At 71.2% G+C, this 16350-nt stretch carries 17 protein-coding genes; 12 read left to right on the top strand and 5 right to left on the bottom strand.

Features of this window, described 5'->3' with window-relative positions:
* Positions 1-58 precede the first annotated feature (58 nt).
* From A37W_RS0111345 to A37W_RS0111335, 3 genes are all read right to left on the bottom strand, one after another.
* Positions 59-547 (bottom strand): Hint domain-containing protein, encoded by a 489-nt coding sequence (locus A37W_RS0111345; protein WP_157236477.1) that lies wholly within the window; start codon positions 545-547, stop codon positions 59-61.
* A gap of 283 nt (positions 548-830) precedes the next feature.
* Positions 831-1745, bottom strand: coding sequence for a serine hydrolase domain-containing protein (locus A37W_RS0111340; protein WP_018303154.1), 915 nt, complete (start codon positions 1743-1745; stop codon positions 831-833).
* A gap of 52 nt (positions 1746-1797) precedes the next feature.
* On the bottom strand, positions 1798-2928 hold the full coding sequence (locus A37W_RS0111335; RefSeq protein ID WP_229666064.1) for a DUF6456 domain-containing protein: 1131 nt from the start codon (positions 2926-2928) through the stop codon (positions 1798-1800).
* 201 nt (positions 2929-3129) lie between these two features.
* Here A37W_RS0111335 and A37W_RS21575 point away from each other — a divergent pair, with 201 nt between their 5' ends.
* Positions 3130-3489 carry a DUF6477 family protein gene (locus A37W_RS21575; protein WP_018303152.1) on the top strand — a complete coding sequence of 120 codons (360 nt, stop codon included), beginning with the start codon at positions 3130-3132 and terminating at the stop codon, positions 3487-3489.
* Here the strand turns inward: A37W_RS21575 and A37W_RS0111325 are convergent.
* Positions 3444-4982, bottom strand: a complete 1539-nt coding sequence (locus A37W_RS0111325) for a trimethylamine methyltransferase family protein (RefSeq protein WP_018303151.1) — start codon at positions 4980-4982, stop codon at positions 3444-3446. The genes A37W_RS21575 and A37W_RS0111325 overlap by 46 nt on opposite strands.
* 187 nt (positions 4983-5169) lie before the next feature.
* The gene (locus tag A37W_RS0111320; RefSeq protein ID WP_026198442.1) at positions 5170-5652 is read right to left on the bottom strand and encodes a YciE/YciF ferroxidase family protein; all 483 of its coding nucleotides are present in this window, start codon (positions 5650-5652) and stop codon (positions 5170-5172) included.
* Between the two features lie 180 nt (positions 5653-5832).
* On the opposite strand from A37W_RS0111320, the gene guaA reads away from it, so the two are divergent.
* The 11 genes from guaA to A37W_RS0111265 all read left to right on the top strand — a co-directional run bounded on the left by guaA (position 5833) and on the right by A37W_RS0111265 (position 16021).
* On the top strand, positions 5833-7395 hold the full coding sequence (gene guaA, locus A37W_RS0111315; protein WP_086016998.1) for a glutamine-hydrolyzing GMP synthase: 1563 nt from the start codon (positions 5833-5835) through the stop codon (positions 7393-7395).
* Positions 7392-8039, top strand: coding sequence for a YdcF family protein (locus A37W_RS22820; protein ID WP_018303148.1), 648 nt, complete (start codon positions 7392-7394; stop codon positions 8037-8039). The genes guaA and A37W_RS22820 overlap by 4 nt, the downstream gene beginning before the upstream one ends.
* Before the next feature lie 64 nt (positions 8040-8103).
* Positions 8104-8379, top strand: a complete 276-nt coding sequence (locus A37W_RS0111305; RefSeq protein ID WP_018303147.1) for a putative quinol monooxygenase — start codon at positions 8104-8106, stop codon at positions 8377-8379.
* Complete coding sequence (locus A37W_RS0111300; RefSeq protein WP_018303146.1) at positions 8376-9251, top strand: DMT family transporter; 876 nt, start codon at positions 8376-8378, stop codon at positions 9249-9251. The genes A37W_RS0111305 and A37W_RS0111300 overlap by 4 nt, the downstream gene beginning before the upstream one ends.
* Before the next feature lie 120 nt (positions 9252-9371).
* A complete protein-coding gene (locus A37W_RS0111295) occupies positions 9372-10565 on the top strand; it encodes an OmpP1/FadL family transporter (protein ID WP_018303145.1) in 1194 nt (397 codons plus the stop codon).
* 103 nt (positions 10566-10668) lie between these two features.
* Complete coding sequence (locus A37W_RS0111290; protein WP_018303144.1) at positions 10669-11586, top strand: DMT family transporter; 918 nt, start codon at positions 10669-10671, stop codon at positions 11584-11586.
* A gap of 9 nt (positions 11587-11595) precedes the next feature.
* Complete coding sequence (locus A37W_RS0111285) at positions 11596-12450, top strand: hypothetical protein (RefSeq protein WP_018303143.1); 855 nt, start codon at positions 11596-11598, stop codon at positions 12448-12450.
* A gap of 156 nt (positions 12451-12606) precedes the next feature.
* The gene (locus tag A37W_RS0111280) at positions 12607-13527 is read left to right on the top strand and encodes a homoserine O-succinyltransferase (RefSeq protein ID WP_018303142.1); all 921 of its coding nucleotides are present in this window, start codon (positions 12607-12609) and stop codon (positions 13525-13527) included.
* The gene (locus A37W_RS0111275; protein WP_018303141.1) at positions 13517-14473 is read left to right on the top strand and encodes an alpha/beta fold hydrolase; all 957 of its coding nucleotides are present in this window, start codon (positions 13517-13519) and stop codon (positions 14471-14473) included. Before A37W_RS0111280 ends, A37W_RS0111275 begins: the two co-directional genes overlap by 11 nt.
* 47 nt (positions 14474-14520) lie before the next feature.
* Positions 14521-15402: a polyphosphate kinase 2 gene (gene ppk2, locus A37W_RS0111270; protein ID WP_018303140.1), complete on the top strand. Its 882-nt coding sequence runs from the start codon at positions 14521-14523 to the stop codon at positions 15400-15402.
* A gap of 1 nt (position 15403) precedes the next feature.
* Positions 15404-16021: a TetR/AcrR family transcriptional regulator gene (locus A37W_RS0111265; RefSeq protein WP_018303139.1), complete on the top strand. Its 618-nt coding sequence runs from the start codon at positions 15404-15406 to the stop codon at positions 16019-16021.
* Positions 16022-16350: the final 329 nt, after the last annotated feature.

Here is a 16350-nt window from a genome sequence, read left to right as displayed (position 1 = left end):
GGGGCCCTGCCAACCGCGGCGGCTGCGGCGAATGGGCGGTCCGCGGCGGGCGCATGGCTCATCTCAGGACCTCGCGCAGCTCTTCGTGGGTCAGGACGGGGTAGGATTGCGGCTCCAGGTCGGTGGTCCGGCCCGGGGCGAAGAGCCGCAGGCCGGTCGAGGCGAAGAGCACCTCCTCCTCCTGCAGGACCGGCTGGAACAGCAGGTCGGACGGCGCGCGGCCGCGGCGGACGCCGCGATGGCCGACGAGGTGCCCGGCCCGGACCAGCGCGACGGGGACGTTCAGCCGGCCCATCGCGGCGCCGGTGTCGAGCAGGATCATCTGGCCGGGCGAGAGCCAGGTCTCGTCGTCGGCGCCGAAGCTGCCGCCGGGAATCCGGATCGCATCGCCGGGCCCGGCGAGCTGGCGGACCGCGGCGACGGAGCGCAGGCCGCCATCGACGGTATGGACCTCGGTCCCGCGGACGAGGGCCGAGGCCGGGCGCCAGCCCTCGGCGGTGTCGATCAGGGTGTCCGGCATCAGGCCGCACGGTACGAGGGCCGTCACGGCGGCGGCGGCCGCGCACCGGGTGGCGCGGTCCGGGAACACGGCCGGTCTCCGGGTCCGACAGGGTGGCGGCATGGCTGGCTGCCCGATGCCATCCGGGACGTGCTGCAACCCGGCCGTCTTTTCGTCGGAAGCGGTCTGCGACCGGGGCACCGCCGCGGGCGTCCCGCCGGTGCGCGGAACCGGGGCCCCTCGTCCGCGGATGGGCGACGTCTGCTGGGCATATTCCTGGGACGCTATACGAAACCGCCACCCCATCCTACCCGGACGGACCGTGAGTCGCCTACTTCGTCGCCGCCTCGAAGAGCGCCGCGTCGAGAGACTGAAGCGCCGCGTCGTCCGGGCAGCCGGTGAAGGTCACCGCTATGGCCGGCCCGTCGGGATGGGCGACGGCGTAGGCGCCGTTCGCCCGGCCGTTCCAGCAGAGCAGGCCGAAGCCCCAGGCGATGCCGCTCTCCCGCCGCAGCAGCCCCTGCGTCGACAGTACCCCGCCGCCCATGGCGAGCGCAGGCGCGTCCATTGCCGGACGGTCGGCGATCCAGCGGATCAGACGGGCATAGTCGGGCGCCGACATCTCCCACCCGCCCCACGGCCCGTGGGCGGCCCAGCGGCCGCCGATCCGGCCGGTCACGCCGGCGGGATCGAGGACGCGGGTCCGGCACGCCTCGTCGTAGGCCTCGCCGGTCGCCGCCTCGATAACGGCGCCGAGGATGGCGTAGTTCTCGTTGTTGTAGGCGTATGTGCCCGGCTCCGCGGCGAGGGGCCGCGACAAGGCGCGGGCGGCGACGCCGGCCGTCTGCGGCTCCTGCGCGGCGGCGAGTGCCGCGTCGCCCTGGGTCTCGTCGGGGCCGATGCCGGAGCCGTGGGTGACGAGGTCGGCGAGGCGGGCGGCGCTCCCGGGGCCTCTCTGGCCGAGCCAGTCGCCGGCGGTGTCGGTCCAGGCGAGCGTCCCTTCCTCCACCAGCGCCGAAACGCAGGCGGCGGTGATCGGCTTGGACAGGCTCGCCAGCGGTCGGGGCGCCGCCGCGTCCGCTCCGAGGCCCGCCTGCCGGACCACCGCGCCGTCGTCCAGGACGGCCAGCGTCGCCGGTTCGGCCTGGTTGGCCGCAACCCAGTCGCTGAAGGCCTGCTCGACGGCGGCCGGGTCGGCGGCGGCCGGGGCGGCCATGAGGAAGAGCGCTGCGGCGAGAGATTTCATGCCCTGCGAACGTGCACCGCCAATCGCCGCGGTCAATCGCCGTCGGCCGTCCTCAGCCGATCATCGGGCCGAACCGGCCCCCGGTCTCGTCGTAGTGGCGCCGCAGCCGCTGCAGCGCGATCCGCAGGACGACCTTGCCCGAACGAGCCGACCAGCCGAGCGACGATTCCAGGCTCTCGAGCCCTTCGAGGAGGCAGCAGCACCGCAGCACCACGTCCCCGAGGCCGGGACCGAGGTCCGCCAGGGCGGCGGCGAGCCGGCCCGCCGCGGCGGTGCCGGGATCGGCGGACCGGCCGACCGCGGGCGGCGTCTCTCCGGCGAGGACGGCGCGCCAGTCGGTTCCCTTCTGCGGGCCCATCTGCGCCAGTTCGTAATCCTCGCGCAGGCGCTCTCCCGCCGCGACGAGGTCCCGCGGCAGGAAGTAGCCGCCGTGCCGGTCGCGCCGCCGGGCAAGCGCGACGAGCGGACTTTCGGGCATCGCGCTGCGGGCGTGACGGAGGAGCGTGTCGTCCACGGGATCCGCGCCCCGCCGGTCGAAGCCGGCCCGCGCCTCGGCGAGGCCGGACGGCGCCGGATCGGCACGGGCGAGCAGCTCCTTCAGCGCGGTCCGCCCGGTCGCGGTGATGCGGTAGCGGACGATCCGCGCCGCGGGATCGACGGGCGCCACCCAGTCGCGCAGCGCCATCGCCTGCGCGATCCCACGCCCGACCACCGCCGTGCGCTGCGGCGTGCCGTCCGGAGATTCGCGGACGACGACGCCCATCTCCATGTCGCGGGCCACCGCGAGCACGGCGCCGCTTTCGGCGAGCCGGCGGAGGATCCGCGCCGCGTGGCTCTCGATCTCGTCCGCGCCCGGCACCCTCTGCGCGCCCGCCGCCTCGCCGGGTCCGACCCTTGCTCCCATCCTCGTCTCCTTGCGCTGCCGTCCTGCCGACCGTGCGTCGCGGGCCAGCGCCCGCAATCCATCGTCGACCAGCGGGTCGTCCCGCCGCCCCTCCGTCCGCCGGATCTGGCGCAGGACGGTGGAGGCGTGGACGTCCGCCCGACGGGCCAGCTGCCGGATCGACAGCCCCTCCTCGGTATGCGCGAGGTAATGCCGCGCCGCTTGTGGCACCCAGTCCGGCAACCCCTCGCCGGGACCGGACCTGTCCGTTCCGCCCATGTTCCCAATCCCCGTCTTCATCCCCTGCCGCTCCCGCTGCAGGAGCACTAAACCTACGGTTGAGTTGGTTACCCAAAGCTTAACATTTCGAACCACAGCGGAAGACTGTTTCCATTTGATTTACAATGTCTGCATGTGCGGAGCGGCCTGCGGCCGATCGCGCAACAGTGGTTCGATTCGTGCAACTTTGTCGCCGTCGCCTTGGGGAAGGAGTGCGCGCGAATGGAAGACCTGCAGACACGAGTGAAGGCGCTTCGGCGGCCGCGACTCCTGGTGAGCGCGGCGCGGTACGGGCTGGAGGATTATGATCGCCTCAGGGTGCTGCCGCGCGTGCTGGGCGGGGCGGCGCCGGGCCGTCCGGGGCCGGCGCTGATGCGGCTCCTGGACCGCGAGGTGGAACTGGACGAACAGCGCCGGTCGGGGACGGCGGACTACAAGGTCGCCGTGCACGTCGAGACGCTCATCGCGCTGATGGGTGAGGCCGCGCTCCTGCGCGACCTCTCCCGCCCGCGCGCGGGCGGGCCCATCGGGGGCGATCAGATGAAGGCGTCGGGCATCGAGGCCTTGCGCCTGGCGACGTAGTCCGCGAGCGCCTCGTTGATGCCGGGGTCGAGGTCAGGCTGGCGGTAGGTCTCGAGCTGCCGGCGCACGCGGATCGCGGCGAGCGCCTGGGTATCGCGGGCGCCCTCCTCCTCCCACGTCTCGAACGGCTTGTAGTCGAGGAGGTCGGTCCGCCAGAACGCGCTCTTGAAGTTCGCCTGCGTGTGCGCGCAGCCGAGGTAGTGGCCCCCCGGCCCCACCTCGCGCAGCGCGTCCATCCCCTGCCCGTTCTCGGACAGGTCGACGCCGCGGGCGAGGCCGTGCAGCACGCCCAGCTGGTCGGCGTCCATCACGAACTTCTCGTAGGAGGCGACGAGGCCGCCCTCGAGCCAGCCGCAGGCGTGCAGCATGAAGTTGACGCCGGCGAGCAGGCCCATGTTCAGCGAGTTCGCGCTCTCGTACGCCGCCTGCGCGTCGGGCAACTTGGACCCGCAGAACGCGCCGGCCGAGCGGTAGGGCAGACCCATCCGCCGGGCCAGCTGCCCCGCGCCGTAGGTGATGAGCGAGGCCTCGGGCGTGCCGAAGGTCGGCGCGCCGGAGTTCATGTCGATCGAGGTGACGAAGGCGCCGAAGATCACCGGCGCACCCTTGCGCACCAGCTGGCTGTAGGCCACGCCGGCCAGCACCTCGGCCAGGACCTGCGTCAGCGTCCCCGCCACCGTCACCGGCGCCATCGCGCCGCCGACGATGAAGGGCGAGATGATCGCGGCCTGGTTGTTGCGGGCGAACACCTCGAGCGCGCCCATCATGATCCCGTCGAAGGTCAGCGGCGAGTTGATGTTGATGAGCGAGGTCATCACCGTGTTCGCCTGCACGAACTCCTCGCCGAAGAGGATGCCGCACATGTCGACCGAATCCTGCGCCCGGCTGGGTTCGGTGACCGAGCCCATGAACGGCTTGTCGGACAGCGTCATGTGGGCGTGCAGCATGTCGAGGTGGCGCTTGTTCACCGGCACGTCCGTTGGCTCGCACACGGTGCCGCCGGAATGGTGCAGCCACTTCGACATGTAGCCGAGCTTCACGAAGTTGCGGAAATCCTCGATCGTGGCGTAGCGCCGGCCGCCGTCGGCGTCGCGCACGAAGGGCGGGCCGTAGACCGGGGCGAGGACGAGGTTCCGCCCGCCGATCTCGACGCTCCGCTGCGGGTTGCGGGCGTGCTGGGTAAAGGTGGAGGGCGCCGTGCGGCACAGCTCGCGGGCGAGGCCGCGGGGGAAGCGCACCCGCTCGCCCTGGATGTCGGCGCCGGCCTGGCGCCAGAGTTCCAGCGCGGCCGGGTTCTCGACGAAGTTGACGCCGATCTCCTCGAGCACGGTCTCGGCGTTGTGCTCGATGACCTGCAGCGCCTCCTCGTCCAGCACCTCGAAGTTCGGGATGTTGCGCTCGATGAAGCGGGCGGTCTCGACGCTGATCGCGGTACGCTCGGCCCGGCGCGCCGCGCCGCCGCCGCCCCGCCTGCGGGCACTGACTTCGCTCATGGTATCGGACCCCTCGGGAGGCTGCGGTTTCCCGCCCTCTTAGCGGTTGCGGTCCGCAAGCCGCGGCGGGTTTGCGCCGCCGTGGGGGGAAAAACGACATGTCGCGGGGTGAGGGTCGCCCGGACCGGCGGCGTCGCCCGCCACCGGCCCGGGTGCGGGCGCGCCCCGGAGGGGGCGCGCCGAGGGGTCAGGCCGCTTCGCGGTTCAGCGTCGAGGTGGCCAGGTTCGTCAGCTTGTCGTCGGCGGAATATTCCTGCTTGAGGTTCGCCTCCAGCAGCGGCACCGCGTCGGTGTAGCCGAGCGTCTTGGCCCACGCGATCATGGTGCCGTAGCGGGTGATCTCGTAATGCTCCACCGCCTGCGCGGCGGCGATCATGCCGGCGTCGCGGGTATCCCCGTCCTCCGCCTCCTCCATGATCTCCTTGCCTTCCTCGATGATGCCCTGGATCGCCTCGCAGGTGACGCCGCGGGCTTTCAGGCCGAGCTGCTCGAACACCTTCTCGAGGTTCTCGATCTGCTCCTCGGTCTCTTCGCGATGATGCTCGAACGCCTCCTTCAGTTCGTCGGAGTCGGCCTTGCGCGCCATCTTGGGCAGGGTCTTCAGGATCTGCTTCTCGGCGTAGTAGATGTCTCTCAGGAAGTGCTTGAAGAGTGCTTCGAGGTCGTTCATGGCCTCCTCCTTCGCTTCGTGTCGGTGGGTGCGCGGGACCGGCGCGGTCCGCATCAACCGCTCAACTCCGTCGCGGCCCGGTCGTTCCCGACCAGCCGATCCCTCCGGCCGGCGGTGCGCCAGCGCGCCGCGCGGGCCTTGCCTCGCCCGGGGCGCGGCCCTAGAGGCAGGGGCATGACCCTGCCCGGCGACGCCCACGACCTGCTCCTCATCATCGACTTCGGCTCCCAGGTGACGCAGCTGATCGCGCGCCGCCTGCGCGAGCTGAACGTCTACTGCGAGATCCACCCGTTCCAGAACGTCACCGCCGCGATGCTGGCCGAGAAGGCGCCGAAGGCGGTGATCCTCTCGGGCGGCCCCGACAGCGTGACGCGTCCCGGCTCGCCCCGTCCCCCGCGCGAGGTGTTCGAGCTGGGGGTGCCGATCCTCGGCATCTGCTACGGCCAGCAGGTGATGATGGAAGAGCTGGGCGGCAAGGTCCTGTCCGGCGACGGCACCGCCGAGTTCGGCCGTGCCTTCGTCACCCCGGCGGACGAGAAGCTGGACCTGCTGGAGGGCTGGTTCTCCACCGGCCGCGAGCAGGTCTGGATGAGCCACGGCGACCACGTGGCCGAGATCGCCCCCGGATTCCGCGTCTTCGGCACCTCGCCCGGCGCGCCATTCGCGATCACCGCCGACCCGGGCCGCCACTTCTACGCCGTGCAGTTCCACCCCGAGGTGCACCACACGCCCCGTGGGTCGCAGCTGTACGAGAACTTCGTCCGCGCCGCAGGTTTCTCCGGCGACTGGACGATGGGCGCCTACCGCGAGGAAGCGGTGCGCATGATCCGCGAGCAGGTGGGCGACGCCAAAGTGATCTGCGCCCTGTCCGGCGGCGTCGATTCGTCCGTCGCCGCCGCGCTGATCCACGAGGCGGTGGGCGACCAGCTGACCTGCGTCTTCGTCGACCACGGCCTGCTGCGCCTGAACGAGGCCGAGGAGGTCGTGGGCATGTTCCGCGACCACATGAACCTGCACGTGATCCACGCGCAGGAGCAGGACCTGTTCCTCGGCGCGCTCGAGGGCGTCAGCGACCCCGAGACCAAGCGCAAGACGATCGGCCGCCTGTTCATCGACGTGTTCCAGAAATACGCCGACGGGATTGAGGGCGCCCGCTTCCTCGCTCAGGGCACGCTCTACCCCGACGTGATCGAGAGCGTCAGCTTCGCCGGCGGCCCCTCGGTCACCATCAAGAGCCACCACAATGTGGGCGGCCTGCCCGAGAAGATGGGGCTCAAGCTGGTCGAGCCGCTGCGCGAGCTCTTCAAGGACGAGGTTCGCGCGCTCGGCCGCGAGCTCGGCCTGCCGGCGCATTTCATCGGCCGTCACCCCTTTCCCGGCCCCGGCCTCGCCATCCGCTGCCCGGGCGAGATCACGCGCGCCAAGCTCGACATCCTGCGCAAGGCGGACGCGGTCTACATCGACCAGATCCGCCGCCACGGCCTGTACGACGAGATCTGGCAGGCCTTCGTCGCGATCCTGCCGGTGCGGACCGTGGGCGTCATGGGCGACGGGCGGACCTACGACTATGCCTGCGCGCTGCGCGCCGTGACCTCCGTCGACGGCATGACCGCCGACTACTACCCGTTCAGCCACGACTTCCTCTCCGAGACCGCGACGCGGATCATCAACGAGGTGAAGGGCATCAACCGGGTGACCTACGACATCACGTCCAAGCCCCCCGGCACCATCGAGTGGGAGTGAGGCGGGCGCTCCGCCGCCTCGGCTGGCTGGCCTTGCTGGCGCTGCTGCTCCCCGCCCTGGCGGTCTCGGGGTCGATGGCGCTATCGCCGCGCTGCGCCGATCTGGACGGGCGCTGGGACGCGGCGGTGGTCCTCGGCGAGGGGCTGGGCCGGTTCCGCGGGCTCTCGGAGGGCGGCCTCGACCGGACGCTCGCCGGCGCGGGGCTGCAGACCTCCGGGAAGGTCGCCACGCTGATCTTCAGCGGACGGAACGGCGGCCGGACGCCGATCGTCGCCGACGAGATGGCTCGGATCGCCGTCGCCGAAGGCGTGCCCCCGGGCGCGGCGCGGGCCGAGATCCGAAGCGATTCGACGCTCGAGAACGCCGCCTATTCGCTGGCGATGCTGTCGCCCGACGAGACCTTCGTGGTCGTGACCGAGGGCTACCACCTGTGGCGCAGCTGGGCGAGCTTCGCCTGGGCCGGCCGCGCGCCCGACGCGATCTGCCAGTCCTCGCCCATTGCCAACCGCGACCCCGCCTTCGTCGCCGGCCGCCTCGCCCGCGAAGCCGCCGCCTGGGGCCTGAACGTCGCCCGCGGCACGCTCTGGTCCGTCGCCGCCCTCCTGGGCCGCGAGGACGACCTGCCAGAGCGCTTCCTCGACTGACCGCGCCCTTGCGCCCGCCCCCGCCCCGCCGCATGGTCCGCCCGCACCGCTGGGAGGACCCGCCATGCCCTTCACCGTCACCGGCCGCCTGATCTGCGCCGACGCCGCCGAGGCGGCCCTGGTGCGCGACCTGCTGCCCGAGCATGTGCGCCTGACCCGCGAGGAACCCGGCTGCGAGATGTTCGAGGTCGAGGAGCTGCCCGGCACGACGATCTGGGAGGTGCGCGAGCGCTTCGCCGACCGCGCCGCGTTCGAGGCGCACCAGGCCCGGACGAGGGACAGCGAATGGGGCCGCCGCACCGCGGCCATCCGGCGCGAGATGACGACGGACGAGGCATGACCGCCGCCGCCACGGCGCCGGTCCCGCTGCTGCGGGCCGGCCTCTGGATGACCGGGGCCATCGTGTCCTTCACCTCGATGGCGCTGGCCGGCCGCGCGGTGAGCGTGGAGCTCGATACGTTCGAGATCATGCTGTACCGCAGCCTCGCCGGCATCCTGATCGTGCTGGCCGCCGCATCCGCCTTCGGCACGCGCGGGCAGATCCGGGCGCACCGGATGGGCCTGCACGGGCTGCGGAACGTCGCGCACTTCTCGGGGCAGAACCTGTGGTTCTTCGCCATCACCGCCGCGCCGCTGGCGCAGGTCTTCGCGCTGGAGTTCACCCAGCCGATCTGGGCGATCCTCCTCGCCCCGCTGGTCCTGTCCGAGCGGATCACGAAGGTCGGCCTCGCCTCCGCCGCCATCGGCTTCTGCGGCATCCTGATCGTCGCGCGCCCCAGCGCCGAGACGCTGAGCCCCGGCCTGATCGCCGCCGCGCTCGCGGCCATCGGCTTCGCCTTCTCGGCGCTCTTCACCCGCCGGCTGACGCGGACCGAGACGGTGACCTCGATCCTGTTCTGGCTGACGGTGATGCAGGCCGTCCTCGGCCTCGTCTGCGCCGGCATCGACGGCGCCATCGCGGTGCCCTCGACCGCGGCCCTTCCTTATGTCCTCCTGATCTCCGTCGCCGGCCTCGTCGCGCATTTCTGCCTGACGACCGCGCTGTCGCTGGCGCCCGCCAGCCTCGTCATGCCGATCGACTTCGCCCGCCTGCCGCTGGTCGCCGTGATCGGGATGCTGGTCTATGCCGAGCCGCTGGACCCGTTCGTCTTCCTCGGCGCGGGCGTCATCGTCTTCGCCAACTGGCTGAACCTCACGCGCGGGCGGACGTGAGCCCAAAAGGTTACGCAAATCCTGCGATCTGGCCGTAACGCCGCGTCATTGATTGACCGATTGCGACCCTGCGACCAACGGTTGTCACGAGGATCACACACTCACGTGACGAGGGACATCATGAAACATCTTCTGTCCAGCGGGGCGGCCCTTCTGCTGACCGCGGGTGCCGCCGGGGCTGTCGGCCTCGACCGGTCGAACCAGGACATCACCGTGCTGTTCGAGGACGGCAACTACGCCGAGCTCAGCTTCGGGCGGATCGTGCCGGACGTCACCGGCTCGGACCTCAGCCCGCCGTTCCCGGGCTACGACTACGACGACGTCGGCGAGGACTACTCGCAGTTCGGCGCCGCGGTGAAGATGGATATCGGCACGCAGATGTCCTTCGCGGTGATCTTCGACCAGCCCTTCGGCGCGGACGTCCTGTACGGCGGCTCTCCGGCCGCGACCGCCCTCGGCGGGACCGAGGCACGGCTGGACTCCGGCGCGATCACCGCCCTCGGCCGCTTCCGGATCAACGACGCGTTCAGCGTCCATGCCGGCGTGGTGCGCGAGCGCCTCGACGCCGAGATCACGCTGTCCGGCCTCGCCTACGGCACCCCGTTCGATCCCACGGCCCCGGCTCCGACGCTGAACGGCTACAACGTCCAGCTCGAGGAGAGCGACGCCTGGGGCTACGTGGTCGGCGCCGCCTACGAGCGGCCGGACATCGCCCTGCGGCTGGCGGTCACCTACCATTCCTCGATGGAGCACGAGTTCGAGACGACCGAGACTCTCGGCGGCGTCCCCGTGAACGTCCTGAACCCGGCGCTGTCGGCGACGTCGACCACCACGGTCAACACGCCCGAGGCGATCAACATCGACTTCCAGACCGGCATCGCGCAGGACACGCTGCTGTTCGCGAACGTGCGCTACGCGAAGTACGAGGACGTCATCGTCTCGCCGGTTTTCTTCGACACCGCGCAGGACGGCGGCCTGCGGGACATGGACAGCCTGACCGAGATCGAGAGCAACACGTCCTACAGCGTCGGCGTCGGCCGCCGCTTCAGCGACGCGTTCTCCGCCTCGGTCGCGGTCGGATACGAGGGCGAGGGGTCGGACGACCTGGTCTCGCCGCTGTCGCCGACGAATGGCAACTACTCGCTGCAGCTGGGCGCGGCCTACACGGTGGGCGACATCGTCCTGTCGGGCGGCGTGCGCTACACCTGGCTCGGCGACGCGATGCCCGAGACCGGCACGCCGGACGAGGCGCGCGCCGAGTTCACCGACAACGACGCCCTGTCGGCGGGCCTGACGGTCGGCTTCCGCTTCTGATCCCCGCCACCGGCGGACGTGACGGGCCCCGCATCGCCGGGGCCCGTCGCATGTCGCAGGGACCGGATTGACCCCACCGGCGGGCGCGGCCACACCGGCGGCCATGCCCGCCGCCCTCACCGCCCGCACCTGGATCGACCTCCTCTCGCTCGCCTGCATCTGGGGCGGCTCGTTCCTCGCCATCCGCGTCGCGCTCGACTCCATCGGCCCGTTCCAGATCGTCGCCGCGCGGGTGTCGCTCGGGGCGCTGACGCTGTGGCTGATCCTGCTGGCGCTGCGCCTGCCGCGGCCGTCGCCGCGGCGCTGGTGGGCGTATCTGGGGATGGGCCTGCTCAACAACGTCATCCCGTTCGGGCTGATCGCCTGGGGCCAGCAGTTCGTCGAGACCGGCCTCGCCGCCATCGTCAACGCCTCGACCGCCGTCTGGGGCGTGCTGGTCGCCGCACTGCTGCTCGCGGACGAGCGGCTGACGGCGCGGCGGGCAGCCGGCGTCGCGCTCGGCTTCGTCGGCGTCGCGACGGCGATCGGGCCGTCGGCGCTGACCTCGTTCGATCCCCGCTCGCTCGGCCAGCTCGCCATCGTCGGCGCCACGGTGAGCTACGCCTTCGCCGGCGTCTGGGGGCGGACGATGCTGCGGGGCGAGCCGTCGCTCGCGGCCTCGGCCGGGATGCTCACCGGCTCGTCCCTCGTCGCGATCCCGCTGGCCCTCGCGGTCGAGGGGGCGCCGCCGGCCTCTCTGCCCGCCTCGGGCTGGGCCGCGGTCGCCTACATCTCGGTCGCCGCGACCGGCATCGCGTACCTGTTCTACTGGCGCATCCTCTCCTCGGCCGGCAGCGGCAATGCCATGCTGGCCACCCTGCTGGTCGCGCCCGTCGCCATCGTCCTCGGCGCGCTGGTCCGGGGCGAGGCGCTCCACGGCAGCGCCTACGCCGGCTTCGCCCTCCTCGCCCTCGGCCTCGCGGTCCTGGAAGGGCGCCTCCTGCGGCGAAAGCCGCTGGCAAAGGACATCCCGCCCGGCTAGGCATCGCCCATGATCTACCGGACCGCCGACGAATGGCGCAGCGCACCCCGCAAGAGACTGCTGCTGTTCGGCATGTCCGGCCTCGGCAAGACGCATGTCAGCTCGGTCCTGCGGGGCGCGGGCGGCTGGTTCCACTACTCGGTCGATTACCGCATCGGCACCCGCTACATGGGCGAGCTGATCGCCGACAATGCCAAGCGCCACGCGATGCAGGTGCCGTTCCTGCGCGACCTGCTGCTGTCGGATTCCATCTACATCGGCTCCAACATCACCTTCTCGAACCTCGCGCCGGTCTCGACCTACCTCGGCAAGCCGGGCGACCCGGCCAGGGGCGGGCACTCGATCGAGACGTTCCGCAAGCGGCAGGAGGAGTTCCGCCGCGCCGAGATCGCGACGCTGATGGACACCGCCCACTTCATCGAGCGGGCCGAGGCCCTGTACGGCTATCCGCACTTCGTCTGCGATACCGGGGGGTCGATCTGCGAATGGGTCGATCCGGACGATCCGGACGATCCCATCATGCGCGAACTGTCGGCCCATGTCCTGCCGGTCTGGATCGAGGGGACGGACGCCCACACCTTCGAACTGGTGAAGCGGTTCGACCGCGCGCCCAAGCCGATGGCCTATCAGCCGGCGTTCCTCACCGCCGCGTGGGACGAGTATCTCGCCGAGTCCGGGAACGCGCCGGACGCGGTGGACCCCGACGCCTTCGTCCGCTGGACCTACGCCCGCGCGCTGGCGCACCGCCAGCCCCGCTACCGCGCGATGGCGGAGCGCTGGGGCGTGACGGTGCCAGCAGCGGCGTTCGACGGGGTCCGCACCGAGGCCGAGGTGATCGAGGCGGTGGCGGCGGCCCTGCCCTGAGACGTCGAAGGGCGCGAACGAAATTCGTCGAATTTCGTTCTGCGGCCCAGAAGAAATTTCTTCGAAATTTCTTCGCGCCCCCTCCCGGCGGCCGCAGGCTTGCCCCTCGCGCGCCCCGGGCCTACATCGGCCTCTCGCATCTCCGGACCCGTCCTCATGCCGATCAAGCTGCCCGCCGACCTACCCGCCTACGACGTCCTCTCCCGCGAGGGCGTCATGGTCATGTCGGAGGATCAGGCGATGCGGCAGGACATCCGTCCGCTGCGGATCGGCCTCCTCAACCTCATGCCGAAGAAGATCCAGACGGAGAACCAGTTCGCCCGGCTGATCGGCTCCACGCCCCTGCAGATCGAGCTGAGCCTGATCCGCATGAGCGAGCACCAGACGAAGAACACCGCGGCCGACCACATGGAGACCTTCTACCGTCCCTTCTCGGACGTGGCGGCGAGCGGCGAGCGGTTCGACGGCCTCATCATCACCGGCGCCCCGATCGAGCATCTGCCGTTCGAGGAGGTGACCTACTGGGACGAGCTGCGGCAGGTCTTCGACTGGACACAGACGAACGTGCATTCCACCTTCGGCGTCTGCTGGGGCGGGATGGCGATGGCCTGGCACCTGCACGGCATCTACAAGCACGCCCTGCCGAAGAAGGCCTTCGGCTGCTTCCGTCACCAGAACCTCGACCCCGCCTCGCCGTACCTGCGCGGGTTCTCGGACGATTGCGTGATGCCGGTCAGCCGGTGGACGGAGATGCGGCAGGAGGACATCGACGCCGCGGGGCTCAAGACGCTGCTGACCTCCGACGTGACCGGCCCTTGTCTCGTCGACGATCCCGAGCGACGCGCCCTCTACATCATCAACCACCTCGAATACGATTCCGGCACGCTGAAGGAGGAGTACGACCGCGACGTCGCCGCCGGCACGCCGATCGAGGTGCCGCCGGGCTACTACCCGGACGACGACCCGGCCCGGCCGCCGCAGAACCGGTGGCGCAGCCACGCCCACCTGCTCTACGGCAACTGGATCAACCAGATCTACCAGACCACGCCGTACGACCTCGATGCGATTGGCCGTTAGCCTCCTGATCCTCCTCGCCCTGCTCGTCGCGGTCGTCTGGTGGCGGGCCGGGGCACGGACCCGGAGTGTCGAGGCGATGTATCCGCCGATCGGCCGGATCCTCGACGTGGACGGCGTGCCGGTGCACGCGCTGGTGCGCGGCGACGGACCGGACCTCGTGCTGATCCACGGCGCCAGCGGCAACCTGCGGGAGTTCCTGCCCCTGATCGCGCGGCTGCAGGACCGCTACCGCGTCATAGCCTTCGACCGGCCCGGCCTCGGCTATACCGGCCGCACCGACCCGGCCTACGCGGACCCGTTCACGCTCGCCGCCGAGAGCCCGGCGGAGCAGGCCCGCCTCCTCGCCGCCGCCGCGCGGGCGCTGGGGGCCGAGCGGCCGCTCGTCCTCGGCCATTCCTACGGCGGCGCGGTCGCGCTCGCCTGGGCGCTGGACGAGGAGGCGGCGGGCCTGATCGACGTCTCGGGCGTCGCGATGCCGTGGCCCGGGGGGCTGGGCACGCTCTACAGGGCGACCGACAGCCGCCTCGGCGGCGCCGTCGTTCCCGCCCTCGTCGCCGCCGCCGCGACCCGCGGCCAGGTGGCGGCCGCGATCGAGAGCGTGTTCGCCCCCCAGCCCGAGCCCGAGGGCTACGTCGACGAGGCCGGCGCCGCGCTGATCCTCTCGCCCGGCCGCTTCCGCGCGAACGCCCGGCAGGTGAACGCCCTGCGCCCGCACGTGGTGGAGATGGAGCCGCGGTATCCGTCCCTCCACCTGCCCGTCGAGATCGTCCACGGCGACGCCGACACGATCGTGCCAATCGGCATCCACTCGATCCCGCTGTCGCAGGCGATCCAAGGCGCCGACCTGACGGTGCTGGACGGCATGGGCCACATGCCGCACCGCGCCGCCATGGACGCGGTCGCGGCGGCGGTGGACCGGGCCGCGGCGCGGGCCGGATTGCGCTGAGGGATCCGGCCGCCCATATTGGGCGGGCATGTAAAGGACTTTCACTTATGACCGACCCCGGCGCACTGCCGTTCGACGGCGCGATCACGCGCTACCTCGAGTCCGAGGCCCCGGACGAGGTGCGCCGCGCGATCGCCGAGTCCGGCAAGGGCGACGTGGCGAACGACCGCTTTCCCTATCCCACGCGGATGAAGAAATCGAAGTACGAGGACGAGATGGATGCGCTCCAGATCGAGCTCGTGAAGATGCAGGCGTGGGTCAAGGCGACCGGCGCGCGCATCCTCCTCGTCTTCGAGGGCCGCGACGCCGCCGGCAAGGGCGGCACCATCCAGCGCCTGACCGAGAACCTGAACCCCCGCGGCGCCCGCGTCGTCGCCCTGCCCAAGCCGACCGAGGCCGAGCGCGGGCAATGGTACTTCCAGCGCTACGTCGCGCAGTTCCCGACGGCGGGCGAGATCGTCCTCTTCGACCGCTCGTGGTACAACCGGGGCGTGGTCGAGCACGTGTTCGGCTTCTGCACCCCGCAGGAGCGCGAGGACTGGTTCAACCAGGTCGGCCCGTTCGAGAAGCTGCTGGTCGAGGAAGGCGTCCATTTCCGCAAGTTCTGGCTGAACGTCGGCCGCGCCACCCAGCTGGAGCGGTTCCTCGACCGCGAGAGCGATCCCTTGAAGCAGTGGAAGCTCAGCCAGGTGGACGTGGACGGGCTGCGCAAGTGGGACGCCTACACCGCCGCCATCGGCGAGACGCTGAGCCGGACCCATTCGGAGACGGCGCCCTGGACCGTCGTCAGGGGCGACGACAAGCGCCGGTCACGTCTCGCGGTGATCCGGTCCGTCCTTGCCGGGCTCGACTACACCGGCAAGCGGGCCGACGTGGTCGGCGCGCCGGACCCCAAGCTCGTCGGCGGACCGGACCTCTGGGCGGGGTGACGTGGGCAAGCAGGGCTATCACCACGGCAACCTGCGCCAGGCGCTGGTCGACGCCTCGCTGCGGCTGATCGAGGAGAAGGGGCCGACCGGCTTCACCCTCTCCGAGGCGGCGCGCGAGGCCGGGGTGACGCCCGCCGCGGTCTACCGCCATTTCGAGGGGCGCGAGGATCTGATCGCCGAAGCGGCGCTGCAGGGCTACGAGATCTTCGCCGACCTGCTCGACTACGCCTACGACGACGGCAAGCCCTCGGCGCTGGCGGCGTTCGAGCGGACGGGCCGGGCCTACCTGGCGTTCGCGCGGAAATATCCGGGCCACTACGTGGCGATGTTCGAGAGCGGCATCTCGATCCAGCGGACCGCCGCGCTCGCAAAGGCCGCGAACCGCGCCCTGGGGGTGCTGCAGCACGCCGCCGAGAAGCTGAGCGAGCACATCCCGGCGGAGCGCCGGCCGCCGCCGCAGATGTTCTCGGCCCACATCTGGGCGTTGTCGCACGGCGTCGTGGAGCTGTTCGCCCGCGGCTCGCCGGGGACCAAGAGCCCGTTCCCGCCGGAGGACCTGCTGGAGAGCGGGATCGGCGTCTACCTCCGCGGCCTGGGCCTGGTCCCGCCGGACGCGTGAGGGAGCAGCCCGCCCCGGCCCCGAGCCGGGGCCTCTTTCGAACCTGCGCGAGGTCCCTGTCTAACGAAATCATGTCAATGTGCTGGTGGCGGACGGCATCCCGTGAGGTCCCAGGGCTTGGAGCCCGCGAGCCGGCGCGGGAGCCGTCCGCCTTTGGATCGTCAACCTGAACAGTTGCTTGGGGCTGCGTGACCAGACCCCGCACCGACAGGGACAGGAGAAGATCATGACAGAAGAGTGCATCGGCGTCGACGTCTCGAAGCGGTGGATCGACGTGCATCATCCGCAGACCGGACCGGCCCGTCTGGCCACCGAGCCCAAGGTCCTTC

It is taken from the genome of Wenxinia marina DSM 24838 (assembly GCF_000379485.1).
GTDB lineage: Bacteria > Pseudomonadota > Alphaproteobacteria > Rhodobacterales > Rhodobacteraceae > Wenxinia > Wenxinia marina.
This window is presented reverse-complemented; position numbering and strand designations above follow the sequence as displayed.